This is a genomic window from Providencia sp. Marseille-Q8014 (assembly GCF_965112055.1).
Window position 1 is genome coordinate 2,992,463 of the sequence record NZ_CBCOPT010000001.1, and the last position, 25,998, is coordinate 3,018,460.

Here is a 25,998-nt window from a genome sequence, read left to right on the forward strand (position 1 = left end):
TTAACCCAATGAAATTAGGATCAGCGAACACTCGGTATCATCATTTTTTACCGTCCCATTTGGCTTTATTAAAAAACCCACCGTCATACCTTGCATTAATAACAGCCATAACCATCAGTATCGGTATTTTATTAGCCATTGTTTGGTCATATATCGGTAAATTGGATATTCAAGCCACAGCACAAGGTAAACTCGTGGTTTCAGGTCATACGCAATTTATTCAAGCTTTTGAGTTGAGTCGTTTACAACATATTTATGTGACTAATGGCCAAACAGTTAAACAAGGCGACCCTTTATTAAGAGTCAATGTGTTAGGGGTAAGCCAAGATATCCTCACTCTCAACTATCAAATTAGTTTTCAAAAAATTGAAAAATTAGTACATCATGCATTGTTAGAAGAAACTCATCCCAAATTCGCTCATGAATTTAGTCAATTATTAGCCCCTGAGCAGCAGCGCGTTTTAAAAAGCTATCAAAATTTAAAAAATGAGTATGACGCATTAATTAAAGAAACCGAAAATGAAATGGCTCTTAATCGTACCCATTATTCCGCAAGAACGCATGAGTTAAAAGATGTGAATGCACTATTAAATAATATTCAAAAACGTCTTGATGCACACCGGACGTTAAGCAAGAAACACCTGATTAGCCAAAAGGAATTTTTAGAACACGAAAAAGAACTGTTAATGGCTAAAAAAGAAAAAACCGCAAAACTGTCAGAACTAACCATTCTCAATAACCAATATGATTCATTACAAGAAAAACGTCATCGGTTACAAACACAAAAAAGACAAGAATGGTATGAAAAATATCGACAAGCAGAGTTTAAACAGGATTCTGCTGAGCAAGAATTACTAAAACATCAAGAAAGAGAACAGTTAAAGATCGTTCGTTCACCAGTGGATGGTACCGTACAACAATTGGCTACCTATACACTTGGCGCGGTACTACAACCTACTCAGCAACTGCTGGTAATAGTCCCCAACAAAGATGTTCAGCTGGCCGAGGTAAAAATTCTCAATAAAGATATTGGCTTTATTCGAGAAGGCCAAAATGTAACGGTTAAAATCGATGCCTTTCCCTACACTCGCTATGGCACGATTGAAGGAGAAGTCGTTTCTATCTCTAGAGATAGCACTCAAGATGAACAATTAGGCTTAGTCTTTTTAGGACAAATTGCGTTAAAGAAGAAAAATTTATTTGTTGAAGGCGAGAAAATTGAATTAACACCGGGTCTCTCTGTAACGACAGAAATAAAAACCGAAAAACGGCGTATTATCGATTATTTGTTAAGCCCAATCCAAGAATATACGACCACTGCCATGAGGGAAAAATAATCCATGAACGGAATTGAAAATAACTCAGGTCTAGAGGCTCTGGTATGGATTGCAAATTATTACCAAAAAAATGTCACAAAAGATCAGTTGATGCATGCAATTGGTATGCATGCGCTTTCCCCCACAGATTGGGAGCTCAGAGAATGTGCACATATTATAGGCTATGAAACTGAAATCACCCTATTAGATACCTCCAATATCCATGATGTGCCATTACCAGCCCTTATTTATTTAAATGGATTTTGGAGAATTCTGTCCAAAGATAAATCGAATGAATTAATTTTAATTGATCCAATTAATAATGAATTCATTCACTGGCATGAACGTCATTCAACTTATCCTGAAAGCCTAACACTCTTACTCATAAAAGAACAATTTGAAACAGAGAAAAAAACAACGTTTGGTATTAGTTGGTTTATCCCTTCAATACTTAGACAACGGTCGCAATTAAAAAATGTCTTTATTTTGGCAGCAATTGTGCAAATTTTTGCTTTAATTAACCCGTTGTTTTTTCAAAATGTTATCGATAAAGTTTTAGTCGGACGCAGCTTAAATAGCTTACAGGTGTTGGCCATAGGAATTGTAGGTTTAGCATTCGCTGAACCTATTTATAGTTTTTTGCGTAATAAAATTTTTAGTTATACCAGTACACAGATTAGCGCTGAGTTATCAGGTAAGTTATATCGCCATTTAATGGCGTTACCTCTCGACTATTTTAAACAGCGCCCAACAGGAAAAATTATTGCTCGTATAAGAGAAATGACACGCATTCGCCAGTTTTTAACGGGGTCAACATTAATGTTATTTATCGACCTAGTATTTGTCATTCTCTTTATGGCTGTTTTATTTTCTTACAGTGTTGTCATGTCATGGATCTTAATGGGGTCTTTAGCACTCTTTTGTATTCTATGGATGATACTCGGCCCAATCATTCGTCTACACACTGAAAAATCCTATCAAGCAGATGAAAATAGTCTCACTTTCTTGACTGAGGCAATGACTGGCATTGAAACCATAAAAACCACCGCGACCGAAAAATACGTCTATCGCCGCTGGCAAAAACGGCTCAGTAAACAGCTTATTCAAGGTTTCAAAGTGACTTTACGGAGTATAGTGGCAACACAATTAATGACGCTCGTCAGTAAAATCACCACCGCTTTGTTACTTTGGATCGGAGTAAAAGAAGTGATGAGTGGTGGAATGACTGCGGGTGAATTAGTCGCTTACAATATGTTAAGTGCTCATATCACTCAACCAGTACTGCGCTTAGCTCAAATTTGGCAAGATTTTCAACATACCATCATATCGCTTCGTCGTGTAGGGGACATCCTTGATGAGCCGATTGAAAATGAAAGAAAAGGGATTACCAGTAGTGCTTCTATACAAGGCAATATTGATTTCCATAATATTCGCTTTCGTTATCACCCAGAAACACCTGAGGTGCTATGTAACCTAACGTTAACCATTAAAGCGGGCGAGTTTATTGGTATTACAGGACCATCGGGGTCTGGAAAAAGTACCTTAACCAAACTGCTACAACGGTTATATATTCCGCAACAGGGACAAGTTATCGTTGACGGTATGGACCTAGCTGTCAGTGATACCATCGCGTTGCGACGTCGCATGAGTGTAGTACTACAAGAAAGCCAGCTATTTGTCGGTACTATTGAGGAAAACATTCGTTTGAGTCACCCCCAAGCGAGCCATGAAGAGGTGATTGAAGCTGCCACTCTCGCCGGTGCCTATGATTTTATCATGTCACTACCCGATAATTTTAATTATCCTGTGTCTGAACGCGGGCTTAATCTATCAGGGGGACAACGTCAACGTATCGCACTCGCTAGAGCACTGTTAACAAAACCCGATATTCTGATCCTTGATGAAGCCACATCGGCGTTAGATTATGACTCAGAGGCCGCAATCATGAAGAATATGCCACTTATTACTAAAGGAAGGACAGTCATCAGTATCGCACATCGCTTAAACACGATTCAGTATGCCGATAGGATTTGTGTTATTCGCAATGGCGAAATTGCCGAAATCGATACCCACCCAAATTTACTACAGAAAAATGGCGTTTATGCCCGTCTGTGGCGGCAGCAGACCCAGTAAATTGTGCTTAATTAGCACCAATAGAATCTAGATTGGTGCTTTTTCAAGCAAATCATTCTTTTTTTTACTATCAATAACTTTCGCTCCATATACGCTATGGTACAAGGGAGTCAGCTAGGGTATCATTGCGCGCTGGATTATTGGTACACGCCCTTTAGCATTAAAAAAATATGGCAAAAGAACAAACTGATCGCACTACCCTTGATTTGTTCGCTGAGGAACGCAGGCCTGGGCGACCTAAAACAAGTCCGCTATCGCGGGATGAACAATTAAGAATTAACAAACGAAACCAACTTAAGCGTGATAAGGTCAAAGGACTACGCCGCGTCGAATTAAAACTCAATGAAGATGCAGTGGCCATATTGAATCAATTGGCTGATGAAAAAAACATGAGCCGTAGTGAGCTAATAGAAGAAATGTTGATGTCACAACTAGCACTGGTCTACGAGCCTTCTGGTGAATGATTTCCTCTTCTAAATCACACAAATTCGACAGATTTATTCACGCTTTTTCGCCAAAATAGGGCCAAAATTCTCGTTATTTTAGTTCAAATTTAGCCCTATCTGGCTTGAACAAACCAGATTGGAAAAACAAGAGGTTATTCACTTTATGGCAGTCATAGGCATTTTCTTCGGTAGTGACACTGGTAATACAGAAAATATTGCCAAGATGATCCAAAAGAGATTAGGCAGTGAGAACGCGGAAGTTCATGATATTGCTAAATGCAGCAAAGAAGATATTGAAGCATTCGATATTCTACTTCTCGGTATCCCAACTTGGTATTACGGCGAAGCTCAATGTGATTGGGATGACTTTTTCCCAACCCTCGAAGAAATTGATTTTGATGGCAAACTTGTCGCGCTATTTGGCTGTGGTGACCAAGAAGACTACGCAGAATACTTCTGTGATGCAATGGGGACCATTCGCGATATTATTGAACCACGTGGCGCTGTCATTGTCGGTCATTGGCCTACAGATGGCTACCATTTTGAAGTGTCTAAAGGTATGGCAGATGATAATCACTTTATCGGCCTTGCTATTGATGAAGACCGCCAGCCTGAGCTGACTGAAGAACGCGTTGATGCATGGGTACAACAAATTTCAGAAGAGATGTCTCTAGCCGAAATTTTGGGCTAAGCTGACGATAGAAATAAAATGAAACTATTATAATAATGAGACAGAGCATGGTTTCTATTTTTTATTTCCATGCCTATAATTGTAAATCAGTTTCGATGACAACTGAGCTTATGTTAAAAATGTCTCATTATTGTTAAATTTATGATTTAAGATACAGGACAAACCCGCATGACAGACAACAACAAAGCATTGAAGAATGCTGGACTCAAAGTCACTCTTCCAAGATTAAAGATATTGGAAGTACTTCAGGAGCCTGAGTGCCATCACGTCAGTGCGGAAGATCTCTATAAAAAACTCATTGATATGGGCGAAGAGATCGGTCTGGCTACGGTATACCGCGTATTGAACCAATTTGATGATGCTGGCATTGTCACACGTCATAACTTTGAAGGCGGTAAATCCGTTTTTGAACTGACTCAACAGCACCACCACGATCATCTGATTTGTTTAGATTGTGGTAAAGTTATCGAATTCTCTGATAAATCCATTGAAGAACGTCAGACCAATATTGCTGCACGCCATGGTATTAAACTCTCTAACCACAGCTTGTACCTATATGGTCACTGTGCTGATGGCGATTGCCGCGAAAATGCGGATGCTCACGAAGCAAAAGAGTAATTTAATGGTTGAAAAACCATTAACATAATTCATAAAAAGGAACGTATTTAGCTCCTTATATATATACTGATAAACCTCATGAATCACATGGGGTTTTCTTTTATTTATCGCTAAATACTGACGCATGTCTTGCGTCAGCTTGCCTTATTTATCAAGAAAAACATCCTGAGTCATCATCTCTCCCATCCTTCTATTTTCCAATCATCGATCTCATGACAAAACAGACGTTAATCAAACAGTCGCATCATTATATTGTATCTATAAACTCAGCTAACTATAAATAGCTAACAGTTTACGATGAACCTGATGGTGCGATTGTCAGGGAAAGGTGTATTAGAAAAGATAAAGCACCTAAGTGCCAATGACGAGATTACTGAGTCTCCTCAAAATACATGTCGTCTGGATATAGAAAAAAGCGGTGTCTATTGAAGCTGAAAGCGTTAATTTCTTGGCAATCATCGTCTATTAAACATACACGAGTACTGTAATAGGCGGTTAAACCTAGCATTTAAAGAGGTGGTACGCTCTGGCACCACCCTCATAGCCTCTCGTTATTTTTGTACCACCGTTTCTACACGACTTGTTCTTGTTCCAGCTGGGTTTTTGGCTCGTACTTTTACATTACCCTTAACCTTTGGAGGCTTTTGTGCTGAATACGTTTGCCAATGGTCGCTATCTGCTAAAGCATATTCAATCACTAAACCTGGATAACTGATATTGGCGAGTAAAAGGCCATTTTCAATTTTCGCACCAGGCACAGGGATACGATAAGCCACCCCTGCTCTATCTAGGCGGGGTAACTCTTTCATACCAACGAGACTCGCAAAACGGCTCCAATCATCTGCCAGTTTTTGCTGTGAAACATAATTGGTTTTACCGCCGATATATTCACGACCTATTTGGTACTGATTTTCCCATTGCGCTTTATGCCATGCCCTTTCAGCTAAAGGCAGGATGCGAGGAAATAGCATGTATTCCGCCTTATCATCCGTCCTTACAGCTTCGCTCCATAGTTGTCCAGAAAGACCATAGACACCTGGCCATGGCTTATCACTTTTCGCACTAAATGAGTTACCATCCCTATCAACGGAAGTTTCCGCATTTTGTGGTAAATTATCAGGCGCAAAAGAAAAGATTTTTTGTTCGTCACTCGCTCGGGTCGCCCAGTAATAGCCACTTTCATTTGGATTGACTTCATAAGGCATATCTAAATACACATAGTCAGGGTTCGAAATGACCACTTGATAACCTTTATTAGCCCAATCATTCGCCGAATCGAATCCTCCCCAATACAGTGTATCCCAGAAGTTAACCCTGACATTATCCGTTGCAAAATCGTTTGCACTAGAAGCATCTTTCAAACCATCCTGCCAAGCTTGCATTGTTGTCACCCCTTTTTGCTGTAAACTTTCACTCACTTGTTTAGCAAAATGGCTGGAGAGATGATCAAAGTCACTCACATCACCTCGCTTGATCAATACCTGACACGCTTCCGATTTCGCCCATGGCTTATCTTCTATTTGTTTATCGATTATGCCTTTGCCCGGTTCGATATTGCCTGCTTTATCTTGGAAACCCGCACCTAAACGAATATTTTTCGCTTCATCACCACCAAAGTGCCATGTTTTTAATGGAACCCCCGCCTCCTTGTGCATTTGCATAACCTCACTGACCACTTTATTAACAAAGTTTTTAGAGGAATCTAAACAAGGATTTAAATAACTGCGTTTATCGTAGAATTGGACAGAGGTTGTTACTGATGTATCCGATGGATCAACTAAGCGGTATTCACTCGCGGCGGCCTCATTGCCAGCCGCTTTTAATTTGTTATAACGAGCTTCCATTGAAACAACGGCGGCACGGGCATGTGCAGGCATATCTATTTCAGGGATGACCTCAATATTACGATCTTTGGCATAGCGTAAAATGTCAATATAGTCATCACGGGTAAAATAGCCGCTTCCCATATTATTATTCTCTGCCCCCGATCCTAACTGCGGTAATAAACACGTTTGTTCATCCAAATCATGACAACGTTGGCTTCCCACCTCTGTAAGCTCAGGTAACCCCGGAATTTCAATTCGCCATCCTTCATCATCGGTTAAGTGAAAGTGGAATTTATTTAATTTATAACGAGACATTTGGTCAATTAAACGTTTAACCATCTGTTTACTATGGAAGTTTCTTCCTACATCTAAAAATACTCCTCGATAATCCATACGAGGTTTATCTTTCACAATCATTGTCGCCACACTAGGCTTATCGGCTTCTGTTACGGCAGAAAGCAGTGATTGCATACCATAGAATAAGCCGACATGGTCATAACCAATAATTTCAGCCTGTTGTGGTGTGATCACTAATTCATATGCACCACTGACTTGATTCTCTGGCGCGAACTGTCTAGGTGCGATCTTCCCGAGTATAGGGAATCCCTGAACATTCTGTTTTAATTTGACCTGTTGTAAATGCTCATTAATGACAGCTAATTCTCCCTGAGTCAGGCCATCAAGTTGTAATTTAACACCGTTGGAAAGATCCGCATTCCCTTCTTGTATCTTAATATCGAGTGGCGTCGGTAAGATTTGTCCTCGTAACTGTTGCTCAGATAATGTTTGCAAAGAAAGATTTTTTTGGTAACGATTTTCGGGGGTCATTAAGACATTATTATCGGCTCCCGTTCTTTTCCAGTTTTTCATTTCAAATGGTGCAACGAACATGGTTGAGTCTTGAGTATCTGTGCTTTTCAAATTACGAGGCCGAGCATCACCCGAGGTCGCATACCAACGAGGCATAAAGTCAGAATAGCTCACTTGCCAATATTCCCCCGTCACTGGCAACACAATTTTTTCATGTGCTTTTATGCCATTAAACTGCTCAGTGGGGGTGATTTTATGCAAATCCCCCGTTAAATGGGTGATAGTAAACTGTGGGTTATCTTGTTTGAGTATTTGCCGAATACTATGAAAATAAAGTGCCCAATCAGCCGATTCAATCGCTTGATCACCATTGGTCAACGTAATATCAACGCGATTACAAGCCGCCCAATCCGCCCCAAGTGCAGCGCAATCCATGCCATGCTCACCTGCTTGGTTATCAACCACATTAATTTTTACATCGATATGACTTAATGCATCAACGATTTGATCCGATGTTTGCTCAGCATTCGCCATCGTAGAAATAAAGGTGGCTGAAATTAATAACGCTAAAGGATGTAAATAATGTCTTTTCATTGTGACCTCAATATTAAATTCAATTTAGCCACTGCCACATAATATTTTTAATAGCAGTGACCGTGCTATCAAAAAATAGTGAATGGCATCATGACCATAAACTTAATATCTTTTTCATCCTGAAATATATTACCGAACCCACCACCATAACTTGGAATATCGGTATGGTTATCATATTTAGTAAAGTGCAATTTAAATAAAGTATCTTTAGCTCTACCTGTTTGGATACTATATAAAATATCGATATTCCAAGCGCTTTCTCTTAATTTTACATCTTGGGCATATTGTGTATTGGTACTTGGTTTAGCATCCCAACCATAAATATAAGATGTACCTACTTTCCAACCAGCCAAATCCCAATGAGCTAAATCGTACATGACACCAGCAAAAACCGCTTTTTCATTATTCGCGTTATAATCTGAACGCCCATCCCACCAAATATCCAATCGACCATTTGATGTCGCGTAGCCTGGCGTCATGCGCTGTAAGAAATAGCCTTGATTACCTTTCGCTTTGGCGTAAGTTCCTTCCAAGCGAAAATCAAATTGCTCGTAGGTATAACCTAATGTCACCGCCTGTAAGAAAGCGAGGCCATCATAAACATCATTCACTCCGCCATCAGATACCTTATCTTTTGCGCCATAGAATTGATAAGACATTCGTAAATCACGATTAACAATAGGTACCGCATAAGAGGCCTTTGCAAAATATTGATCTATATAGTCTTTAGCTTGTCCATAAGCCCCTTCTAATACCAATGAATTTTTAAAATCATATTTAAAACCAATAGATTGTAGATAGCTAATCCCTGTTTTACTGTCAGCTTCACGGAAGTTGTACATATCACGATACCAAGGGGCTTTATATCGATCAGTCCACATATAGGACATGCTCAAAGCCCCCTTGTTTTCAAAATCAAATACCGCTCCGACCTCAATTCCTCGATAAGTACCGGGCATATAGCTCCAATGGGAAGCCAACAGTGTTTGTCCTGTGGGTTGGATATAGCCTCCTTTCCCCCAAAATGGACCATATTTCATTTTGGCAGCCGCTTTATAAACACTGACGCCGCTACGATCGCCTGACCATTTTTCATCCCAACGCGTTTTCGCATCACTAAAACCAATTTCATTAGGTGCCGCGGGACCACTATTTGATAATTCAATGGCAGTAAATGCCGCTAAATCTAAACCGATGAGATCCTGAAAATAACCTGAAGAATAATCAAGACTGGCATTTACGGTAGAATGCTTAAGGTTATCGGCATATTTTTTATATTTATCGCTTTCAGGGTTTAACTCTTTTCTAGAACGATCGCGTTGCCAATAATACAAACCGCCTTTAAGTGTTGAATCATCTAAAAATTGCTCAGAAAAACTTATTGGTTGATAACTCATAGGAAGAAGTGCGATACCTATTTTAAGCACGAGCATCCCCCTGCCACGATTGACATTTTTATTAACCATTCGCTGTTTCCTCAGTTTTTTATATTATTTTTTAGTGATAAGTTTCAGTAGTCGCCCATTAGGTAATTATTAATTTCAATAAACAAAATACGAGTACCTACTTAGCCTATTTTTCGCGACGCGAACTATCAAGGTTAAAAATATATTTATTCCTAAAATATGACCCAAGACACATTAATTTTTCTATTCATTCTCAGTGTTAATCATTCAAACCGATAATATTTTTCGCATTAATATCCTGAATTAAAGATTAAACTTAGATAAAAAACCCTGTATTGAGGGTCCACTTAATACTTATTTCAATATAAAAAATAACATTCTTTGCCTGTAAGCGTTTCAATCAAACTTGCTAAGTTGATGCATAACTGCTTTAGTTGAGAACACGTTTTTTAATCACAAATAAACCAAGTGAATATTTCCATGTAAGCAAAGAAAAATGAAATTAGAGAGATACGATGGAACAATCGCACGAAAATATTGACGGGAAACATCAGGAAGGCTGGCGAACACTCCTTACTGGCAAAAATCTCTGTTTAACACTCGCCTTGTCCGGCGGTATATGCCTTCATGCTATTAACGTTTATATCACCATAACAACGCTACCTTCTGTTGTACGGGATATTGGCGGCATTGATTTTTATGCCTGGAATACCACACTGTTTATCCTATCTTCGATTATTTCATCAGCATTAACATCACGACTTCTTAATTATTTTGGCCCAAGAAACAGTTATGGCCTTGCTACATTGATTTTTCTGATCGGCTCAATGGTTTGTGCTATGACGCCTTCCATGCCTATCATGCTATTAGGCAGAGTTATTCAAGGTGTGGGTGGGGGTATTTTACTCACATTATCTTATTCCATGGTGCATATCGTATTTGCTCAGCACTTATGGTCGAGAGTATTAGCCATGATGTCGAGCATGTGGGGAATGGCAACGCTATTAGGCCCTGCTCTAGGGGGAATATTTGCTGAGTATGATGTGTGGCGAGGCGCTTTTTGGTGTCTAGTGGTGGTTGGTATCCCCTATCTATGGCTAACTTGGCGAGTATTACCTGCGCAAAATCCTAATGAACAATGCCCACAGCAACCTATCCCACTGCAAGCGCTTTTATTGCTTTCCTTTGCTGTTCTCGCTATCTCTTTAGGAAGTTTAAGCCAAGATAAATTTATTCCCATCGGGGGAATGTTAATCGCTATCTTATTGTGTGTACGACTTGTCATTATTGAACGCCGTGGACACAATACGCTCTTCCCGCATGGCACATTTCATTTTTCCGCACAGCTCGCGCCAATCTACTTGACCATGGCACTACTTGGCCTAAGCGTACAGACTGAAGTTTTTGTTCCTTATTTTTTACAGATATTGCATGGCGTTGCCCCATTATTATCGGGTTATTTGGCTGCGCTTGTCGGCGCTGGTTGGTCAAGTGCGGCTATCTTGTCATCTTCTTTTAAACCGACTATTGCCGTTCGTATTATTCGTTTAGGCCCCCTATTCACACTTATCGGTTTAATCACACTTGCCTTATTCATGACGAAAATCATTCAGCTAGAGCAATTGCAAATATGGATAATTTGCCTCGCTTTATTTATCACAGGGGCAAGTATTGGCGCGGCATGGCCACATTTATTAACGCGAGTATTGCAAGTGTCAGTTGGCAGTGAATCCCAGAAAGCCTCTTCTGCGATTACAACATTACAGTTATTTTCTACCGCTTTCGGTGCCTCACTGGCAGGGATGATCGCAAATCTTGCAGGGCTTTCTGTACCTGGCGGGATGGATGGTGCAAAATCAGCGTCTCTTTGGTTATTTGTCTTATTTTCGTTAGTACCTTGCTTTGCATTAATCACGGCAAATATTGTCGCAAACAGGGTTAATTTGTCATCTAAAAATGAACAAGAGGGGCATAAATAGCCCCTCTTTGGTGACGTTATATCCGCATTAATATTTTTCAAATAATGATTGGATTTTTTGTGGATCTTGAGTTTCAGTCAGGGCGAGTTGCAATAAAATACGTGCTTTTTGCGGGTTCAAGCGTTCTGAAGCCACAAAGCCATATAAGTTATCATCAACTTCGGCATTGCGTGTCGTGTAACCTGTTGGTACACGGCTCGAACGAACAACCACAATATCTTCTTTAGCTGCTGTGGCTAGCGCATCAAAAACCGTTTTATACATATTACCGTTTCCGACACCAGCGCTGACAATCCCTTTCGCTCCCTCTTCACGCAAAGCCTTGACAGGTGCGGCTGAAGCATTTGCATAGTTATAAACAATACCGACTAGAGGTAGCTTATCCAGTTTGCTCACATCAAAAGCTGCCTTCGTTGCCCTTGGTTCGGCTGGTTTATAAAAGGTTACTTTACCGTCATGGATAAAACCTTGTGGGCCAGCATTCACAGCATCAAACGCTTGTACTTCTGTGGTGCTCATTTTCACCACATCACGTCCCTGAACGACTTTGTCATTCATGGCCATTAACACACCACGTTCACCAGCAGATTTATCCGCTGCCACCACCACTGCATTATAAAGATTAAGAGGGCCATCAGCACTCAATGCAGTTGATGGTCTCATTGCGCCAACTAACACAATTGGTTTTTGGCAGGATGTTGTTAAATCAAGGAAAAACGCGGTTTCTTCTAATGTGTCTGTGCCATGAGTAATCACAAATCCATCGGTGTTATCACACTCTTGATTGATTTTTTTCGCTAATGTCAGCCACACCTGATCATTCATATCTTGAGAGCCAATATTGACGATCTGCTCACCTGTAAGATTGGCAATTTTTTTAATCTCAGGCACCGCATTAATAAGCGCATCAATCCCCACTTTACCGGCTTGATAGCTAGAAGATGTGGCTGAATCACCACCACCTGCAATCGTGCCTCCCGTTGCTAAGACCGTAATATTAGGTAATGCATACACCGATGCAGTACAGAGTGTGAGCGCTGTCGCCAGTAATACCTTTTTACCTTGTTTCATCCTATGACCTCTATTTTAAATAAACTTACGTTATTATGTGGAATTGAAACAGTATTTCCGTGATGCCTCTATCTATTTTAGATGAAATTATGAATATTTAGATGATTTACTCTAATAAGAATAAAAAGCGTGAGCAGACATGGAAAAATCCGTATCATAGGCCGCCTATACCCCTTTTTAACAAGTGATTGACCATGACCCAAACCTTTATCCCAGGCAAAGACGCCGCCCTTGAAGTGTCTATTGACGCTTTTCAAACTAAATTGAAAAAACTAGGCTTTGATATTGAAGAAGCCTCATGGCTAAATCCTGTGCCTAACGTTTGGTCAGTCCATATTCGCGACAAAGAGTGTCCGCTATGCTTTACCAACGGTAAAGGCGCCAGCAAAAAAGCCGCTCTTGCTTCAGCCCTTGGCGAATACTTCGAACGTTTATCCACTAACTACTTCTTTGCCGATTTTTATTTAGGCAAGTCTATTGCTGAAGGCGATTTTGTTCATTATCCAAATGAAAAATGGTTCCCACTCACCGATGATGATAGTTTGCCAGAAGGTATTTTAGATGCTCGCTTACGCCGATTTTATGATCCTGATGGTGCATTAGCAGGCAGTCAATTAATTGATTTGCAGTCAGGAAATGAAGAGCGAGGTATCTGTGCGCTACCTTTTACTCGCCAATCTGATAATCAAACCGTTTATATTCCAATGAATATTGTTGGTAACCTGTATGTGTCTAATGGCATGTCGTCAGGTAACACGGCAAATGAAGCACGTGTGCAAGGATTATCTGAAGTCTTTGAGCGTTTTGTGAAAAATCGTATTATTGCAGAAAGTATCAGCCTACCTGCAATCCCGACAGACGTTATGGCTCGCTACCCAAATGTTGTTGAAGCCGTTGAAACCTTAGAAAAAGAAGGCTTCCCAATCTTCTGTTATGACGCGTCTCTCGGCGGCCAATTTCCTGTGATCTGTGTTGTGCTATTTAATCCTCAAAATGGCACCTGTTTTGCTTCTTTTGGTGCGCATCCTGATTTTGGTGTTGCCTTAGAGCGTACAGTCACCGAACTGCTACAAGGCCGTGGCCTCAAAGATCTTGATGTGTTTAACGCGCCAACATTTGACGATGAAGAGGTGGCTGAACACACAAACTTAGAAACCCACTTCATTGACTCAAGTGGACTTATTAGCTGGGATCTGTTTAAAGATGAAGCCGATTACCCATTTGTTGATTGGAGTTTCAAAGGCACCACTCAAGAAGAGTTCGCCACATTGATGGGGATCTTTAATCAATTAGATGCGGAAGTGTATATCGCCGATTACCACCATTTAGGCGTCTATGCATGCCGTATTCTTGTGCCTGGTATGTCTGATATTTATCCCGTAGAAGATCTGCATATTGCCAACAATGCAATGGGCGCACATTTACGCGATACCATTATTAACCTGCCTGATAGTCAATGGGAAAAACAAGATTACCTCAATCTTATTGAGCAGCTTGACGATGAAGGCCTAGATGATTTTACTCGTGTACGTGAATTATTGGGTCTTGCCGTAGGCAAAGATAATGGCTGGAGTCACTTACGTATTGGCGAATTAAAGTCTATGTTAGCCTTAGCCGGTGGCGACCTTGAGCAAGCGCTCGCTTGGGTTGAGTGGACACAAGACTTTAACAGCTCCGTATTTACAGCTGAACGAGCGAATTATTACCGCTGTTTACACACCTTGCTGTTATTAAATCAAGAAGAGCAGCGTGATAAGTCACAATACTACACTGCATTTGTTCGCATGTATGGTCAAAAAACTGTCGACGCCGCTTCCGCCGCTCTTTCAGGTGAATCATGCTTTTATGGTTTGTGGTCTATCGATGATGAATTAACGGCATTACCAGCACACCAAGCGTTACTTGCAGCCTATGAAAAACTGCAAAAAGCTAAACGTGAAAATGCCTAATCCCATTCTCGATCATCTTTTTAAGATAATGGCCTTTAGGCCATTATCTTCACATAAACTAAATTAATTAAAAACACGTCTAAATTTGCAATATTTAGATAACAAATAGGCCCGTTTTTTTACTTGTATTTTGGGTTAAACGGTAAAACATAAAAATTTTTAGTAAATTTTAAAATTTATTTAATTTATATAAATCAAGAAGATAAATCAAAAATTAACTATTTTTCAACAATTTAAGTCGATTTCTTACGACAGTTCATGATCCATATCAAATTTCTCTGTTATGCCGTTTGTTACTATGATTGCGTGCTATAATTAATCAACTTTGTAAGAGAGTGTTAGTATGAAAGCTGACAACCCTTTTAATCTTTTGCCTCCTGCTGTAATGGCTCAAGTTGCAGATGACTCTGGTGTCTACAAAGCCAACAAACATCCTGCAATTACATACTTGTCAGCATTCACTGCCGGTATCTTTATCTCAATCGCATTTGTTTTTTATATTACTGCGACCACTGGCGCACAAGCAGCTCCCTTCGGCTTTACCAAACTCATTGGTGGTGTCTGCTTCTCTCTTGGATTAATGCTCGTTGTCATATGCGGTGCAGATTTGTTTACTTCCACTGTATTGACCATTGTTTCCAAAGCAACAGGGCGAATCACTTGGGGACAAATGTTTCTAAACTGGTTCAACGTGTATATTGGCAACCTGATTGGCGCACTGTTCTTTGTCGCGTTGATTTGGTTCGCTGGGCAATATACTGCGGCAAATGGTCAGTGGGGACTTAATGTCTTACAAACTGCCGATCATAAACTGCACCATACATTTATTGAGGCTGTTTGTTTAGGTATTTTAGCTAACTTAATGGTTTGTTTAGCTGTTTGGATGAGTTATTCAGGTCGTAGCCTAGCCGATAAATTATTGGTTCTTGTGCTCCCTGTCGCCATGTTCGTCGCTAGCGGCTTTGAACATAGCATCGCAAACATGTTTATGATCCCGCTAGGCATCATGATCAAAGAGTTTGCCCCTATTGAATTCTGGACACAGATTGGTGTTTCACCAGAACACTTTTCACAGTTAACTGTTAGTCATTTTATTACAGACAACCTTATACCAGTCACTATCGGTAACATTATTGGCGGCGCACTTTTAGTCGGCCTAATTTATTGGTTCATGCATTTACGTGGTGGCCAAAAACATTAATAGCCACTGACACTCACGAAAAGATTTATTAAGATCCTTAAAAGATCCATTGTTAAAAGGTAAAAGTATCATGTCAGAATTAAATGAAAAATTCGCTTTAGCATGGCAAGGTTTTAACCAAGGTAACTGGCAGGATAACGTCGATGTACGTGACTTCATCCAGAAAAACTATACTCCATATGAAGGTGACGAATCTTTCTTAGCAGGCTCTACCCCAGCAACTGATACGCTGTGGGACAAAGTCATGGAAGGAATCAAAATCGAGAACCGTACGCATGCGCCCGTTGATTTTGACACTGATGTTGCATCAACGATTACTTCCCATGATGCGGGTTATATCGCCAAAGATTTAGAACAAATCGTTGGTCTACAAACTGATGCACCTCTAAAACGTGGACTCATTCCATTCGGTGGGATCAAAATGGTTGAAGGTTCATGTAAAGCCTATGATCGTACTTTAGATCCTAGCCTGAAAAAAATCTTCACTGAATACCGTAAAACTCATAACCAAGGTGTTTTCGATGTCTATACACCAGACATCCTAAAATGCCGTAAATCAGGTATCTTAACCGGTTTACCTGATGCTTATGGTCGTGGTCGTATCATCGGTGACTACCGTCGTGTAGCTCTGTATGGTATTGATTACTTAATGAAAGATAAGTTTAATCAGTTTGGTTCACTGCAAGAAAGATTAGAAAAAGGTGAAGACTTGCAGATGACCATCCAACTGCGTGAAGAAATTGCTGAGCAACACCGCGCATTGGGTCAAATCAAAGAGATGGCTGCAAAATATGGCTATGACATCTCTGGTCCTGCAACTAACGCAAAAGAAGCCGTTCAGTGGACTTATTTCGCTTACTTAGCGGCTGTGAAATCGCAAAACGGCGCAGCAATGTCATTTGGTCGTGTTTCAACCTTCTTAGACGTCTATATTCAGCGTGACCTTGAAGCAGGTAAACTGACTGAACAAGAAGCGCAAGAGCTAATCGACCACTTAGTCATGAAACTGCGTATGGTACGTTTCCTACGTACGCCTGAGTATGATGAACTGTTCTCTGGTGACCCAATCTGGGCAACAGAATCACTAGCAGGTATGGGTCTTGACGGCCGTACGCTGGTGACTAAAAACACATTCCGTTTCCTGAACACGCTGTATACCATGGGCCCATCTCCAGAGCCTAACATGACTATCCTGTGGTCAGAGCAACTGCCGATTAGCTTCAAAAAATTCGCGGCAAAAGTGTCTATCGATACTTCATCTGTTCAGTATGAGAACGATGACCTAATGCGCCCTGACTTCAACAATGACGACTATGCTATCGCATGTTGCGTAAGCCCAATGATCGTTGGTAAACAAATGCAGTTCTTCGGTGCTCGCGCTAACTTAGCGAAAACCATGCTATACACTATCAACGGTGGTGTAGACGAAAAACTGAAAATGCAAGTTGGTCCTAAACATGCACCAATCATGGATGAAGTCCTTGACTTCGATACTGTGATGGATCGCATGGATCACTTCATGGACTGGTTGGCAACTCAATATGTCACTGCGCTGAACATCATCCACTATATGCATGACAAATACAGCTATGAAGCTGCATTGATGGCACTGCATGATCGTGATGTCTACCGTACAATGGCTTGTGGTATCGCGGGTCTCTCTGTTGCAGCTGACTCACTGTCTGCTATCAAATACGCCAAAGTTAAACCAATTCGTGATGAAGACGGTATTGCTATTGACTTTGAAATTGAAGGTGAATACCCACAATTCGGTAACAACGACTCACGTGTCGATGATATCGCTTGCGACTTAGTTGAACGTTTCATGAAGAAAATTCAGAAACTGCCTACTTATCGTAATGCAGTACCAACTCAGTCAATCCTAACCATCACGTCTAACGTGGTTTATGGTAAGAAAACAGGTAACACCCCAGATGGTCGTCGTGCAGGCGCTCCATTCGGACCAGGTGCGAACCCAATGCACGGTCGTGACCAAAAAGGTGCGGTTGCTTCACTGACTTCCGTTGCTAAACTGCCATTTGCTTACGCGAAAGATGGTATTTCTTATACCTTCTCTATCGTACCAAATGCGTTAGGTAAAGATGATGAAGTACGTAAGGCTAACCTAGCCGGTTTGATGGATGGTTACTTCCACCATGAAGCGTCTATCGAAGGCGGTCAGCACCTGAACGTTAACGTGATGAACCGTGAAATGTTGTTGGATGCGATGGAAAACCCAGAGAAGTATCCTCAGTTAACCATCCGTGTTTCTGGTTATGCAGTGCGTTTTAATTCACTGACTAAAGAGCAACAACAAGACGTTATTACTCGTACTTTCACCAGTTCAATGTAATAATGAGCATCATAAATTAATAAAATAACTAAAAAGCCCCAACCATGGGGCTTTTTTAGAACTAAACCCGAATATTTTAAGCTATTGGTCACTGAAAGTTGTTTTCACATAATAAATAACCAATAAATCTACAGTTCAAATTATTAATGATGAATACCTTAAATAATTCGAGTTGTAAGTAAGCGGCCACTCAATAGCCTTACTCTCCGCCGCTTGAAGTATGACGGGTCTTTTTTTGGAGTTCCTGCTATGTCGACAACAACCAATACGATTCCAACCACAGATATCAGTACCACTTCACCGCCTGCAACTCTCGGGCGTATCCACTCCTTTGAGTCTTGTGGGACCGTTGATGGGCCTGGAATACGCTTTATTGTCTTCTTTCAAGGTTGTTTAATGCGTTGTTTATACTGCCACAACCGTGATACTTGGGACACTCATACTGGCAAAATGGTCACTGTCGAAGAGTTAATGAAAGAAGCTGTGACATATCGCCATTTTATGAATGCGAGTGGTGGTGGTGTAACGGCATCCGGTGGTGAAGCGATTTTACAAGCAGAGTTCGTTCGTGACTGGTTCCGTGCATGTAAAACACAAAATATCCATACCTGCCTTGATACTAACGGTTTTGTTCGTCGCTATGATCCCGTTATCGATGAGCTTATGGATGCCACTGATTTAGTCATGCTGGATTTAAAACAGCTTAATGATGAGATACACCAAACTTTAGTCGGTGTCTCTAATCATCGTACACTTGAATTCGCGCGTTATCTTGCCAAACGTAACCAAAAAACATGGGTACGTTATGTGGTTGTTCCAGGATGGAGTGATGATGACCATTCCGTACATCTCTTAGGTGAATTCACCAAGGATATGAAAAATATCGAGAAAATCGAATTACTTCCTTACCACGAACTGGGTAAACACAAGTGGGAAACCATGGGGGAAGAATATAAACTCGATGGTGTAAAACCACCTTCAAAAGAGAGCATGGAACGCGTGAAAAGTATCCTAGAAAGCTACGGCCACAAGGTAATGTATTGACAATAATGGCTCTACCCTCGCGTAGAGCCACTCTTATTTATTGTGTCTTGAGTAACATACCTATTGCAGCAGCAGCCATCATCAATGCCGTTCCTCTAAATATTATCCTTTGTGATCGTCTACTCGATAAGAACTGGCTCGCTTTCTTAGCTCCCAAAATAAATACCATTCCGACTAAAAGTAATATTGATAATGTAATCGGTATTAATATTGTGCTCCAAATTGTTATGGTAATCTCATTCAAAGAAATCACTAAAGGTAATATCGCCATATAAAAAGCGATTGTTTTTGGATTACTTAAGGTGATCATCAGCCCTGAAGCACCGATTATCGCGAATTGTTTTGTTGAGATAGAATCTGAAGTCTTTAATGGTTGAATATCCTGTCGCCATAATGAATATGCTAACCATAATAAATACAAGGCGGCTCCCCAATAAATAACATTAAAAATAATAGCTAAATGATCTGCGACCAAAACCAAGCCAAATATCGCAAACGAAAGATAAAGAATATCCCCCAATATTAATCCACTCAGTAGTGCAAAACCCATTACAACCCCTCCATTCAAGGTACGTGCGACGACGGCCGTCATTCCCGGTCCCGGAATAATGGCAGCAATAGCCAACGCACTCCCATAAGAGAGTAACTGTGTGATGCTTATCATATTATTAACCTATAGAAGAGTGGTGAGATAATCGCTTATTTAAATAATGATAAATTCCCGTTAATTTATTTATCTTATTTTTTTTACCCACTAAACCAATAGCCGCTAATTGAATATCTTGATCTAGAGTACTCATTAATCTGAGCTTATACTCATCATAATTTTTACAGGACTGAGCAATTAGACTAAAAGGTAATAAATAAATATCTTCAATGTCATAACACTCTTTTTGTATTTGTTTAATTCGATCAGCAGAACCTTTTAATATTGGTAATGATGCTAGAATGACGCCGGGATAATGAATATTATCTGCACTCGCCAAATCTTGCCCTATCAGTTGTTCAATTTTATTCCCAATGCCAACACCGATAATACTTGCTGCATTCATAGCTAAGCCTAACGCTAAGTCTTGATTAATAATAATGGCACAACGATGAGTAGATACATCAAATTGCATACTTGCCTCTTTAATTCATAATGGGAAGTGACTTCATACTACAAGGTGTAATACGCGATAATTATGGCATCAATAAATAGAAATTTGTTGTCTATCTTATCTATAGTAGAGTAATAAAAAGAAATAATTGACCGATGATTTGCCAAATTAAGCAAGGAAATTCCCATTATGGCCATAGATAAGACAGAAATAAAAATTCTTCAGTTACTGCAAGATGATGCCCGCATCACCAATCAGGTATTAGCAGACAAAGTGGGTATGTCGGCCTCGCCATGCTGGCGACGAGTCCGTAAATTGGAAGAGGATGATGTTATTCAAGGCTATCGTGCTATTCTCAACCGTAAAAAAATTGGTTTAGGCGTGATGGTATTTGTCAGAGTAACAATCGATAGTCATAGCGAAACAGAAGCCAAAAAGTTTGAGCAAGAAGTCAGTGAATTAGAAAATGTGGTTTCATGCTACAGTATTGGTGGTGATGCGGACTTCTTATTACAAGTTGTCTCACATGATTTAGATTCCTATGCCGATTTTGCGATGTCAGTGATCCGCCGACTTCCGGGGATTAAGGAGATGCAAAGTATGTTCGTACTTAAAGAAATTAAGCCATTAGTTTCTTATCCCGTAACAACAGTAAATAGTTAACGAATATTATTACTGATAAATTTTTGTGAGTTGTAAAAACGGCTCACTTTTATTTAGCTTATTCTTCCTCATGTTTAAAATATCCGTTTAGACCTTTTGTCATATTTTTAGCACTAATACTCAAAAAATGCATAAAAAAGGATAAATATTTGTATAACCATCTAATAAAAACCCTATTCCCAACTCTTTACATTGAATTTTTCTTCCCAGAATAGTCTGCTTTGAATAAATTTTATTTAACTACATAATCATGCACGGCACACGGTACTTGAATAATTCAAGTATATTTTTATTTGTTATTTAAATTTTGACCATATTTCCATTAAAAACATTACACTTTCATTACACATTACGGGTTATTTTTCTATCATGAATAACGAAAATTTCGATTCCCAAAATGCACCTGCATCTTCTGTAAACAAACAAAACCCTATGGATAATTCTGTATTTCTCGCTGAGCCAAGAGCTGTTGATGCTGGCGAAGGAATTAATTGGATTAGCCAAGCATGGGCTATGGTTAAAGAAAAGTTAGGTATGTGGGTACTGATTAATATTATTTTCTTTGCTTTTATCTTAGTTCTTTCAATGATCCCATTGGTGAATTTCTTTGTGACTTTCGTAAGCCCAATTCTTATTGGTGGTATCATTGCTATCTGTGAAAAACAGCGTACAACAGGTGAAGTCGATATTGGTACCTTATTTGCTGGTTTCCAAACGAAATTTGGTGCTCTATTTGCTGTCGGCGCAATTAATTTTGCTGTGACACTCGTTGGTGGTTTTATTGCAACCATGATCGGGGGTACGGCATTAATGGCTGTTCTATTAGAAGCAGGTCAAGGTGGACAAATTTCACCAGAAGCTATCTTTGCTTTAGGTGGTTCATTCTTCTATATCGCCATCATTATGGCCATCACTGGTATCGTCGCTGCCGCAATGACTTGGTTCGCTCCTGCTCTTATCATGAACCATAATTTCAAAGTAGGTGCAGCGATCTCTGCAAGCCTAAAAGCGGTCAGTAAAAATATCCTTCCAGGTATTCTATTCTTTATCGTGATTACCATCATTCTGTTTGTTTCCGCAATCCCATTCGGATTAGGTCTTTTAATCACGATGCCTATCATGTGTGTTTGTTATTACACTTCCTACCGTAACCTATTCTTTGCACAAAATGATGATAAACAAAAATTAATTAACTAAGTTTATCCTCTTTCGTTTTGACTGAAATTAGAGGCTACAAATCAAAACCACCCACTCGGGTGGTTTTATATTTGAGCCTCTAATAGAATGCAAACGGGCAAATACCGTCAAAATAATAACGCCACTAAAAAGTGGCGTTATTATTTCTAGTTAATTTAACTCAATCAATTAGCCGATATATTCGAGGCCTTTCATGTATGGACGTAATACTTCAGGCACTTCAATACGACCATCTGCTAATTGGTAGTTTTCCAATACAGCAACTAATGTACGGCCCACAGCCAAGCCTGAGCCATTCAGTGTATGCACCAATTGAGTTTTCTTATCACCCTTACTGCGGAAACGAGCTTGCATACGACGTGCTTGGAAATCCCACATATTCGAGCAAGAAGAGATTTCACGATACGTATTTTGAGCAGGCAGCCAAACTTCTAAGTCATAAGTTTTACGCGAACCAAAACCAATATCCCCCGTGCAGAGGATCACTTTGCGATACGGCAGTTTTAGCAGTTGTAGAACTTTCTCAGCATGACCGGTTAGCTCTTCTAACGCTTCCATCGATTTTTCTGGATGAACCACTTGCACTAATTCTACTTTATCGAATTGGTGCATACGGATAAGACCACGCGTATCACGGCCATAAGAACCCGCCTCGGAACGGAAGCAAGGTGTATGCGCTGTCATTTTCAGTGGTAATGCATCTTCTTCAAGGATCTCATCACGAACTAAGTTAGTCACAGGAACCTCAGCCGTCGGGATCAACGCATAAGTGCTTTCTGCTTCTTCTTCCAGCGGCTTAGTATGGAATAGATCTTCACCGAATTTAGGTAATTGGCCTGTACCATAAAGCGTATCATGGTTAACCAAGTAAGGAACATACAACTCTTGGTAGCCATGTTGCTCAGTATGTAGATCCAACATAAACTGTGCCAGTGCGCGATGTAAACGAGCTATTTGCCCTTTCATCACCACAAAACGTGCACCTGTGAGTTTAACCGCAGCTGGAAAATCTAATCCGCCCGCTAGTTCACCGAGGCTAACATGGTCTTTAACCTCAAAATCATATTGGCGAGGTTCTCCCCAACGAGCCACCTCAACGTTATCTGAATCATCTTTACCATCAGGTACAGCATCATCAGGCATATTTGGGATGCTTAATGCAATATCACGGATTTCTTGTTGTAGCTTATCTAGTGCTACCTTCGCGGCATCCAATTTTTCGCCTAACTGATTCACTTCCTGACGTAAAGGCTCAATATCTTCACCGCGCGCCTTAGCGGCACCAATGGATTTCGATCGCGAGTTACGCTCTGCTTGCAGGGATTCAGTTTCAACTTGTAAAACTTTGCGGCGTTCTTCTAATTCACGCAGCTTTTCCACATCAAGGGTAAAACCCCTGCGAGCCAGTTTTTCAGCAACCGCGTCTAGCTCCGTACGCAGTAAATTGGGATCGAGCATGCTTATCCTGTGATTATTGTTAGTAAATATTGAAAGAGAGTATAACACGTTCCAGTATTATACCCTGTACACCTTCAAGTCGCTGGTGACCATGCGACTCAAAAAATTTTATAAAAAATCTTATTTTATAACCTTACCGCATTGCCCACATTAGCGATAGCGTTTTGTTGGGCTATTTTGATCCTGTTGCGCTAACCAGTTTAATTTTTCTGCTATTTTCGCTTCCAGACCCCGATTTGTGGGATGGTAATATTGGGTATGCTGCATTTCAGGTGGAAAATAGACCTCTCCAGCGGCATACGCATTCTCCTCATCATGAGCGTAGCGATATTCTTTTCCAGCTCCCAGCTCTTTCAATAGCTTTGTTGGGGCATTGCGCAAATGAGCGGGAACGTCATAGTCTGGTTGCCTCTGTGCATCTGCCAATGCCGCCTTATAAGCGGTATACACCGCATTGCTTTTCGGTGCACATGCTAAATAAACAATGGCCTGAGCGATTGCTCGCTCACCTTCCGCAGGCCCTACACGGGTAAAACAATCCCACGCCGAAATTGCGACCTGCATTGCTCGAGGATCCGCATTACCAACATCCTCAGATGCTATTGCTAACAAGCGACGGGCCACATATAACGGATCGCCCCCCGCAGTGATAATACGCGCATACCAATATAAAGCAGCATCAGGAGCCGACCCTCTTACTGACTTATGTAAGGCTGAAATCAAGTCATAATAACGGTCGCCTTTATTATCGAAACGTGCGGCGCGTTCTCCACTGACTTCTTTTAACAATTCGGCAGTTAAAACACGCTGACCATGGCTATCACTTTCCGCCATATCCGCCATCATTTCTAGCAAATTGAGGGAGCGTCTTGCATCACCATTCACTAATTCAGCAATTAATTTACGAGTACTCTCAGGCAAAATAATATTTTGTCCACCCAAACCATGTTTTGTATCGCTCATGGCTTGCAACAACACTTTTTCAATATCACTGGCATCTAATGATTTGAGTAGATAAACACGTGCACGAGACAAAAGCGCTGAATTCAATTCAAATGAGGGATTTTCTGTTGTTGCGCCGATAAAAGTGATCGTGCCATCTTCAATATGTGGCAAAAAAGCATCTTGTTGGCTTTTATTAAAGCGATGTACCTCATCGACAAATAGAATCGTTCGACGCCCTGCATCACGGTTTTGCCGTGCTTTTTCGATCGATTCTCGAATCTCCTTAATACCGGATGTAACCGCAGAAATCCGTTCGATATCGGCTTGAGCATAGTGGCCAATAATTTCAGCTAACGTCGTTTTACCTGTTCCCGGAGGTCCCCACAAAATCATTGAATGTAGATGGCCAGCCTTAATTGCCCGCGGTAATGGTTTTCCCTCCGCCAGCAAATGTTGTTGTCCTATATACTGTTCAAGCACCTCTGGGCGCATACGCGCCGCTAGAGGTTGAAATTCATTTTGTGAAAAATCGAGTGATAGGTTACCCACTATTTCCTCTTATTGACCACCAGAGCGTTGATCATCGAGTGTGACACCTTTTGGTACAGTAAAGGTGAATTGACGCTTATCAACAGGCCCATTCTTTTGTTCTTTAAGTTGGTAGGCACTTGTTTGCCCATCTTGTTCAATCGCAGAAAACTTCTCAATGGTACCTTCAGGTGAAACGGTAATAGAAAAGCGTTTCAAAGTGCCATTCGTGAGCTTAGGCTTCAAATCAAACGTATTCCCCTGCTGAATAATCGAATACTGTTTCCAATCTGACGGATTATTGCGGGTAATTAATAAAAATGGCGTATCTTGGGTCGCATCTGCAAGATTTGTCACCGTAACTTGTTCTACAAATGGGTTGTAAAACCATAAGTTTTTACCGTCAGAGACTAAGACACTCTCATCAGGCGATGTCATATTCCAATTAAATAAATTCGGGCGCTGTAACCATAACTCGCCAACACCTTCTTGAACCAAATCACCTTCAGGGCTAGTGACTTTTTGAGAGAAGCTAGCATGAAAGCTATTGACCTTATTCAGACGTTCCTGAAGGTCTTTGCTGGCATCTGCCAGCACTGAGCCGATATGTAAACTTAGGGCTAATGCCCCCAATAACATCATTTTTTTCATCGAACAAAGACCTTTTATT

At 40.5% G+C, this 25,998-nt stretch carries 20 protein-coding genes; 12 read left to right on the forward strand and 8 right to left on the reverse strand.

What is annotated here, in order from left to right:
- Positions 1-8: 8 nt before the first annotated feature.
- The 5 genes from ACWPW6_RS13225 (at position 9) to fur (ending at position 5,204) form a co-directional block, all read left to right on the forward strand.
- Positions 9-1,337: an HlyD family type I secretion periplasmic adaptor subunit gene (locus tag ACWPW6_RS13225; RefSeq protein WP_154624619.1), complete on the forward strand. Its 1,329-nt coding sequence runs from the start codon at positions 9-11 to the stop codon at positions 1,335-1,337.
- 3 nt (positions 1,338-1,340) lie between these two features.
- A complete protein-coding gene (locus ACWPW6_RS13230) occupies positions 1,341-3,449 on the forward strand; it encodes a type I secretion system permease/ATPase (RefSeq protein ID WP_249999134.1) in 2,109 nt (702 codons plus the stop codon).
- 170 nt (positions 3,450-3,619) lie between these two features.
- Positions 3,620-3,913 carry a LexA regulated protein gene (gene ybfE, locus ACWPW6_RS13235; RefSeq protein ID WP_154624617.1) on the forward strand — a complete coding sequence of 98 codons (294 nt, stop codon included), beginning with the start codon at positions 3,620-3,622 and terminating at the stop codon, positions 3,911-3,913.
- 145 nt (positions 3,914-4,058) lie between these two features.
- Entirely contained in the window at positions 4,059-4,586 is a 528-nt protein-coding gene (gene fldA / locus ACWPW6_RS13240; RefSeq protein ID WP_154624616.1) for a flavodoxin FldA, read from the forward strand.
- A gap of 168 nt (positions 4,587-4,754) precedes the next feature.
- Positions 4,755-5,204, forward strand: coding sequence for a ferric iron uptake transcriptional regulator (fur, locus tag ACWPW6_RS13245; RefSeq protein ID WP_154624615.1), 450 nt, complete (start codon positions 4,755-4,757; stop codon positions 5,202-5,204).
- Positions 5,205-5,755: 551 nt separating this feature from the next.
- Here fur and ACWPW6_RS13250 read toward each other — a convergent pair.
- Both ACWPW6_RS13250 and chiP read right to left on the reverse strand, forming a co-directional pair.
- Positions 5,756-8,434, reverse strand: a complete 2,679-nt coding sequence (locus tag ACWPW6_RS13250) for a beta-N-acetylhexosaminidase (protein WP_154624613.1) — start codon at positions 8,432-8,434, stop codon at positions 5,756-5,758.
- Positions 8,435-8,502: 68 nt separating this feature from the next.
- A complete protein-coding gene (gene chiP / locus ACWPW6_RS13255; protein WP_154624612.1) occupies positions 8,503-9,900 on the reverse strand; it encodes a chitoporin ChiP in 1,398 nt (465 codons plus the stop codon).
- A 455-nt stretch (positions 9,901-10,355) separates the two neighbouring features.
- Between chiP and ACWPW6_RS13260 the strand changes: the two genes are divergently transcribed.
- Positions 10,356-11,819, forward strand: a complete 1,464-nt coding sequence (locus ACWPW6_RS13260; RefSeq protein WP_154624611.1) for an MFS transporter — start codon at positions 10,356-10,358, stop codon at positions 11,817-11,819.
- 27 nt (positions 11,820-11,846) lie between these two features.
- Here ACWPW6_RS13260 and ansB read toward each other — a convergent pair whose 3' ends face one another.
- Entirely contained in the window at positions 11,847-12,890 is a 1,044-nt protein-coding gene (gene ansB / locus ACWPW6_RS13265) for an L-asparaginase 2 (protein WP_154624610.1), read from the reverse strand.
- A gap of 194 nt (positions 12,891-13,084) precedes the next feature.
- Between ansB and ycaO the strand changes: the two genes are divergently transcribed.
- From ycaO to pflA, 4 genes are all read left to right on the forward strand, one after another.
- Positions 13,085-14,839 (forward strand): 30S ribosomal protein S12 methylthiotransferase accessory factor YcaO, encoded by a 1,755-nt coding sequence (gene ycaO, locus ACWPW6_RS13270; RefSeq protein WP_249999137.1) that lies wholly within the window; start codon positions 13,085-13,087, stop codon positions 14,837-14,839.
- 343 nt (positions 14,840-15,182) lie between these two features.
- Positions 15,183-16,040 carry a formate transporter FocA gene (focA, locus tag ACWPW6_RS13275; protein WP_154623620.1) on the forward strand — a complete coding sequence of 286 codons (858 nt, stop codon included), beginning with the start codon at positions 15,183-15,185 and terminating at the stop codon, positions 16,038-16,040.
- A gap of 70 nt (positions 16,041-16,110) precedes the next feature.
- Positions 16,111-18,393, forward strand: a complete 2,283-nt coding sequence (gene pflB, locus ACWPW6_RS13280) for a formate C-acetyltransferase (RefSeq protein ID WP_154623618.1) — start codon at positions 16,111-16,113, stop codon at positions 18,391-18,393.
- Positions 18,394-18,642: 249 nt separating this feature from the next.
- Positions 18,643-19,437 carry a pyruvate formate lyase 1-activating protein gene (gene pflA / locus ACWPW6_RS13285; protein ID WP_154623617.1) on the forward strand — a complete coding sequence of 265 codons (795 nt, stop codon included), beginning with the start codon at positions 18,643-18,645 and terminating at the stop codon, positions 19,435-19,437.
- A gap of 37 nt (positions 19,438-19,474) precedes the next feature.
- On the opposite strand, the gene ACWPW6_RS13290 is transcribed toward pflA, so the two are convergent.
- On the reverse strand, positions 19,475-20,101 hold the full coding sequence (locus tag ACWPW6_RS13290; protein ID WP_154623616.1) for a LysE family translocator: 627 nt from the start codon (positions 20,099-20,101) through the stop codon (positions 19,475-19,477).
- Between the two features lie 4 nt (positions 20,102-20,105).
- On the reverse strand, positions 20,106-20,558 hold the full coding sequence (locus ACWPW6_RS13295) for a DUF2000 domain-containing protein (RefSeq protein ID WP_249999139.1): 453 nt from the start codon (positions 20,556-20,558) through the stop codon (positions 20,106-20,108).
- A 168-nt stretch (positions 20,559-20,726) separates the two neighbouring features.
- On the opposite strand from ACWPW6_RS13295, the gene ACWPW6_RS13300 reads away from it, so the two are divergent.
- Positions 20,727-21,200 (forward strand): Lrp/AsnC family transcriptional regulator, encoded by a 474-nt coding sequence (locus ACWPW6_RS13300; protein WP_154623614.1) that lies wholly within the window; start codon positions 20,727-20,729, stop codon positions 21,198-21,200.
- A 369-nt stretch (positions 21,201-21,569) separates the two neighbouring features.
- Positions 21,570-22,397, forward strand: coding sequence for a BPSS1780 family membrane protein (locus ACWPW6_RS13305; protein ID WP_154623157.1), 828 nt, complete (start codon positions 21,570-21,572; stop codon positions 22,395-22,397).
- A 168-nt stretch (positions 22,398-22,565) separates the two neighbouring features.
- Here the strand turns inward: ACWPW6_RS13305 and serS are convergent, their stop codons facing one another.
- The 3 genes from serS to lolA form a co-directional block, all read right to left on the reverse strand.
- The gene (gene serS, locus ACWPW6_RS13310; protein WP_154623158.1) at positions 22,566-23,855 is read right to left on the reverse strand and encodes a serine--tRNA ligase; all 1,290 of its coding nucleotides are present in this window, start codon (positions 23,853-23,855) and stop codon (positions 22,566-22,568) included.
- A 150-nt stretch (positions 23,856-24,005) separates the two neighbouring features.
- A complete protein-coding gene (locus ACWPW6_RS13315; RefSeq protein ID WP_196714107.1) occupies positions 24,006-25,349 on the reverse strand; it encodes a replication-associated recombination protein A in 1,344 nt (447 codons plus the stop codon).
- 9 nt (positions 25,350-25,358) lie between these two features.
- Positions 25,359-25,979 carry an outer membrane lipoprotein chaperone LolA gene (lolA, locus tag ACWPW6_RS13320; RefSeq protein WP_154623160.1) on the reverse strand — a complete coding sequence of 207 codons (621 nt, stop codon included), beginning with the start codon at positions 25,977-25,979 and terminating at the stop codon, positions 25,359-25,361.
- Positions 25,980-25,998 lie beyond the last annotated feature (19 nt).

Excerpts from the sequence above, each read along its gene's own strand:
- ACWPW6_RS13225 (WP_154624619.1), top strand. The coding sequence starts at position 9 with ATGAAATTAGGATCAGCGAACACTCGGTATCATCATTTTTTACCGTCC.
- ACWPW6_RS13230 (WP_249999134.1), top strand. The coding sequence starts at position 1,341 with ATGAACGGAATTGAAAATAACTCAGGTCTAGAGGCTCTGGTATGGATT.
- ybfE (WP_154624617.1), top strand. The coding sequence starts at position 3,620 with ATGGCAAAAGAACAAACTGATCGCACTACCCTTGATTTGTTCGCTGAG.
- fldA (WP_154624616.1), top strand. The coding sequence starts at position 4,059 with ATGGCAGTCATAGGCATTTTCTTCGGTAGTGACACTGGTAATACAGAA.
- fur (WP_154624615.1), top strand. The coding sequence starts at position 4,755 with ATGACAGACAACAACAAAGCATTGAAGAATGCTGGACTCAAAGTCACT.
- ACWPW6_RS13250 (WP_154624613.1), bottom strand. The coding sequence starts at position 8,434 with ATGAAAAGACATTATTTACATCCTTTAGCGTTATTAATTTCAGCCACC.
- chiP (WP_154624612.1), bottom strand. The coding sequence starts at position 9,900 with ATGGTTAATAAAAATGTCAATCGTGGCAGGGGGATGCTCGTGCTTAAA.
- ACWPW6_RS13260 (WP_154624611.1), top strand. The coding sequence starts at position 10,356 with ATGGAACAATCGCACGAAAATATTGACGGGAAACATCAGGAAGGCTGG.
- ansB (WP_154624610.1), bottom strand. The coding sequence starts at position 12,890 with ATGAAACAAGGTAAAAAGGTATTACTGGCGACAGCGCTCACACTCTGT.
- ycaO (WP_249999137.1), top strand. The coding sequence starts at position 13,085 with ATGACCCAAACCTTTATCCCAGGCAAAGACGCCGCCCTTGAAGTGTCT.
- focA (WP_154623620.1), top strand. The coding sequence starts at position 15,183 with ATGAAAGCTGACAACCCTTTTAATCTTTTGCCTCCTGCTGTAATGGCT.
- pflB (WP_154623618.1), top strand. The coding sequence starts at position 16,111 with ATGTCAGAATTAAATGAAAAATTCGCTTTAGCATGGCAAGGTTTTAAC.
- pflA (WP_154623617.1), top strand. The coding sequence starts at position 18,643 with ATGTCGACAACAACCAATACGATTCCAACCACAGATATCAGTACCACT.
- ACWPW6_RS13290 (WP_154623616.1), bottom strand. The coding sequence starts at position 20,101 with ATGATAAGCATCACACAGTTACTCTCTTATGGGAGTGCGTTGGCTATT.
- ACWPW6_RS13295 (WP_249999139.1), bottom strand. The coding sequence starts at position 20,558 with ATGCAATTTGATGTATCTACTCATCGTTGTGCCATTATTATTAATCAA.
- ACWPW6_RS13300 (WP_154623614.1), top strand. The coding sequence starts at position 20,727 with ATGGCCATAGATAAGACAGAAATAAAAATTCTTCAGTTACTGCAAGAT.
- ACWPW6_RS13305 (WP_154623157.1), top strand. The coding sequence starts at position 21,570 with ATGAATAACGAAAATTTCGATTCCCAAAATGCACCTGCATCTTCTGTA.
- serS (WP_154623158.1), bottom strand. The coding sequence starts at position 23,855 with ATGCTCGATCCCAATTTACTGCGTACGGAGCTAGACGCGGTTGCTGAA.
- lolA (WP_154623160.1), bottom strand. The coding sequence starts at position 25,979 with ATGAAAAAAATGATGTTATTGGGGGCATTAGCCCTAAGTTTACATATC.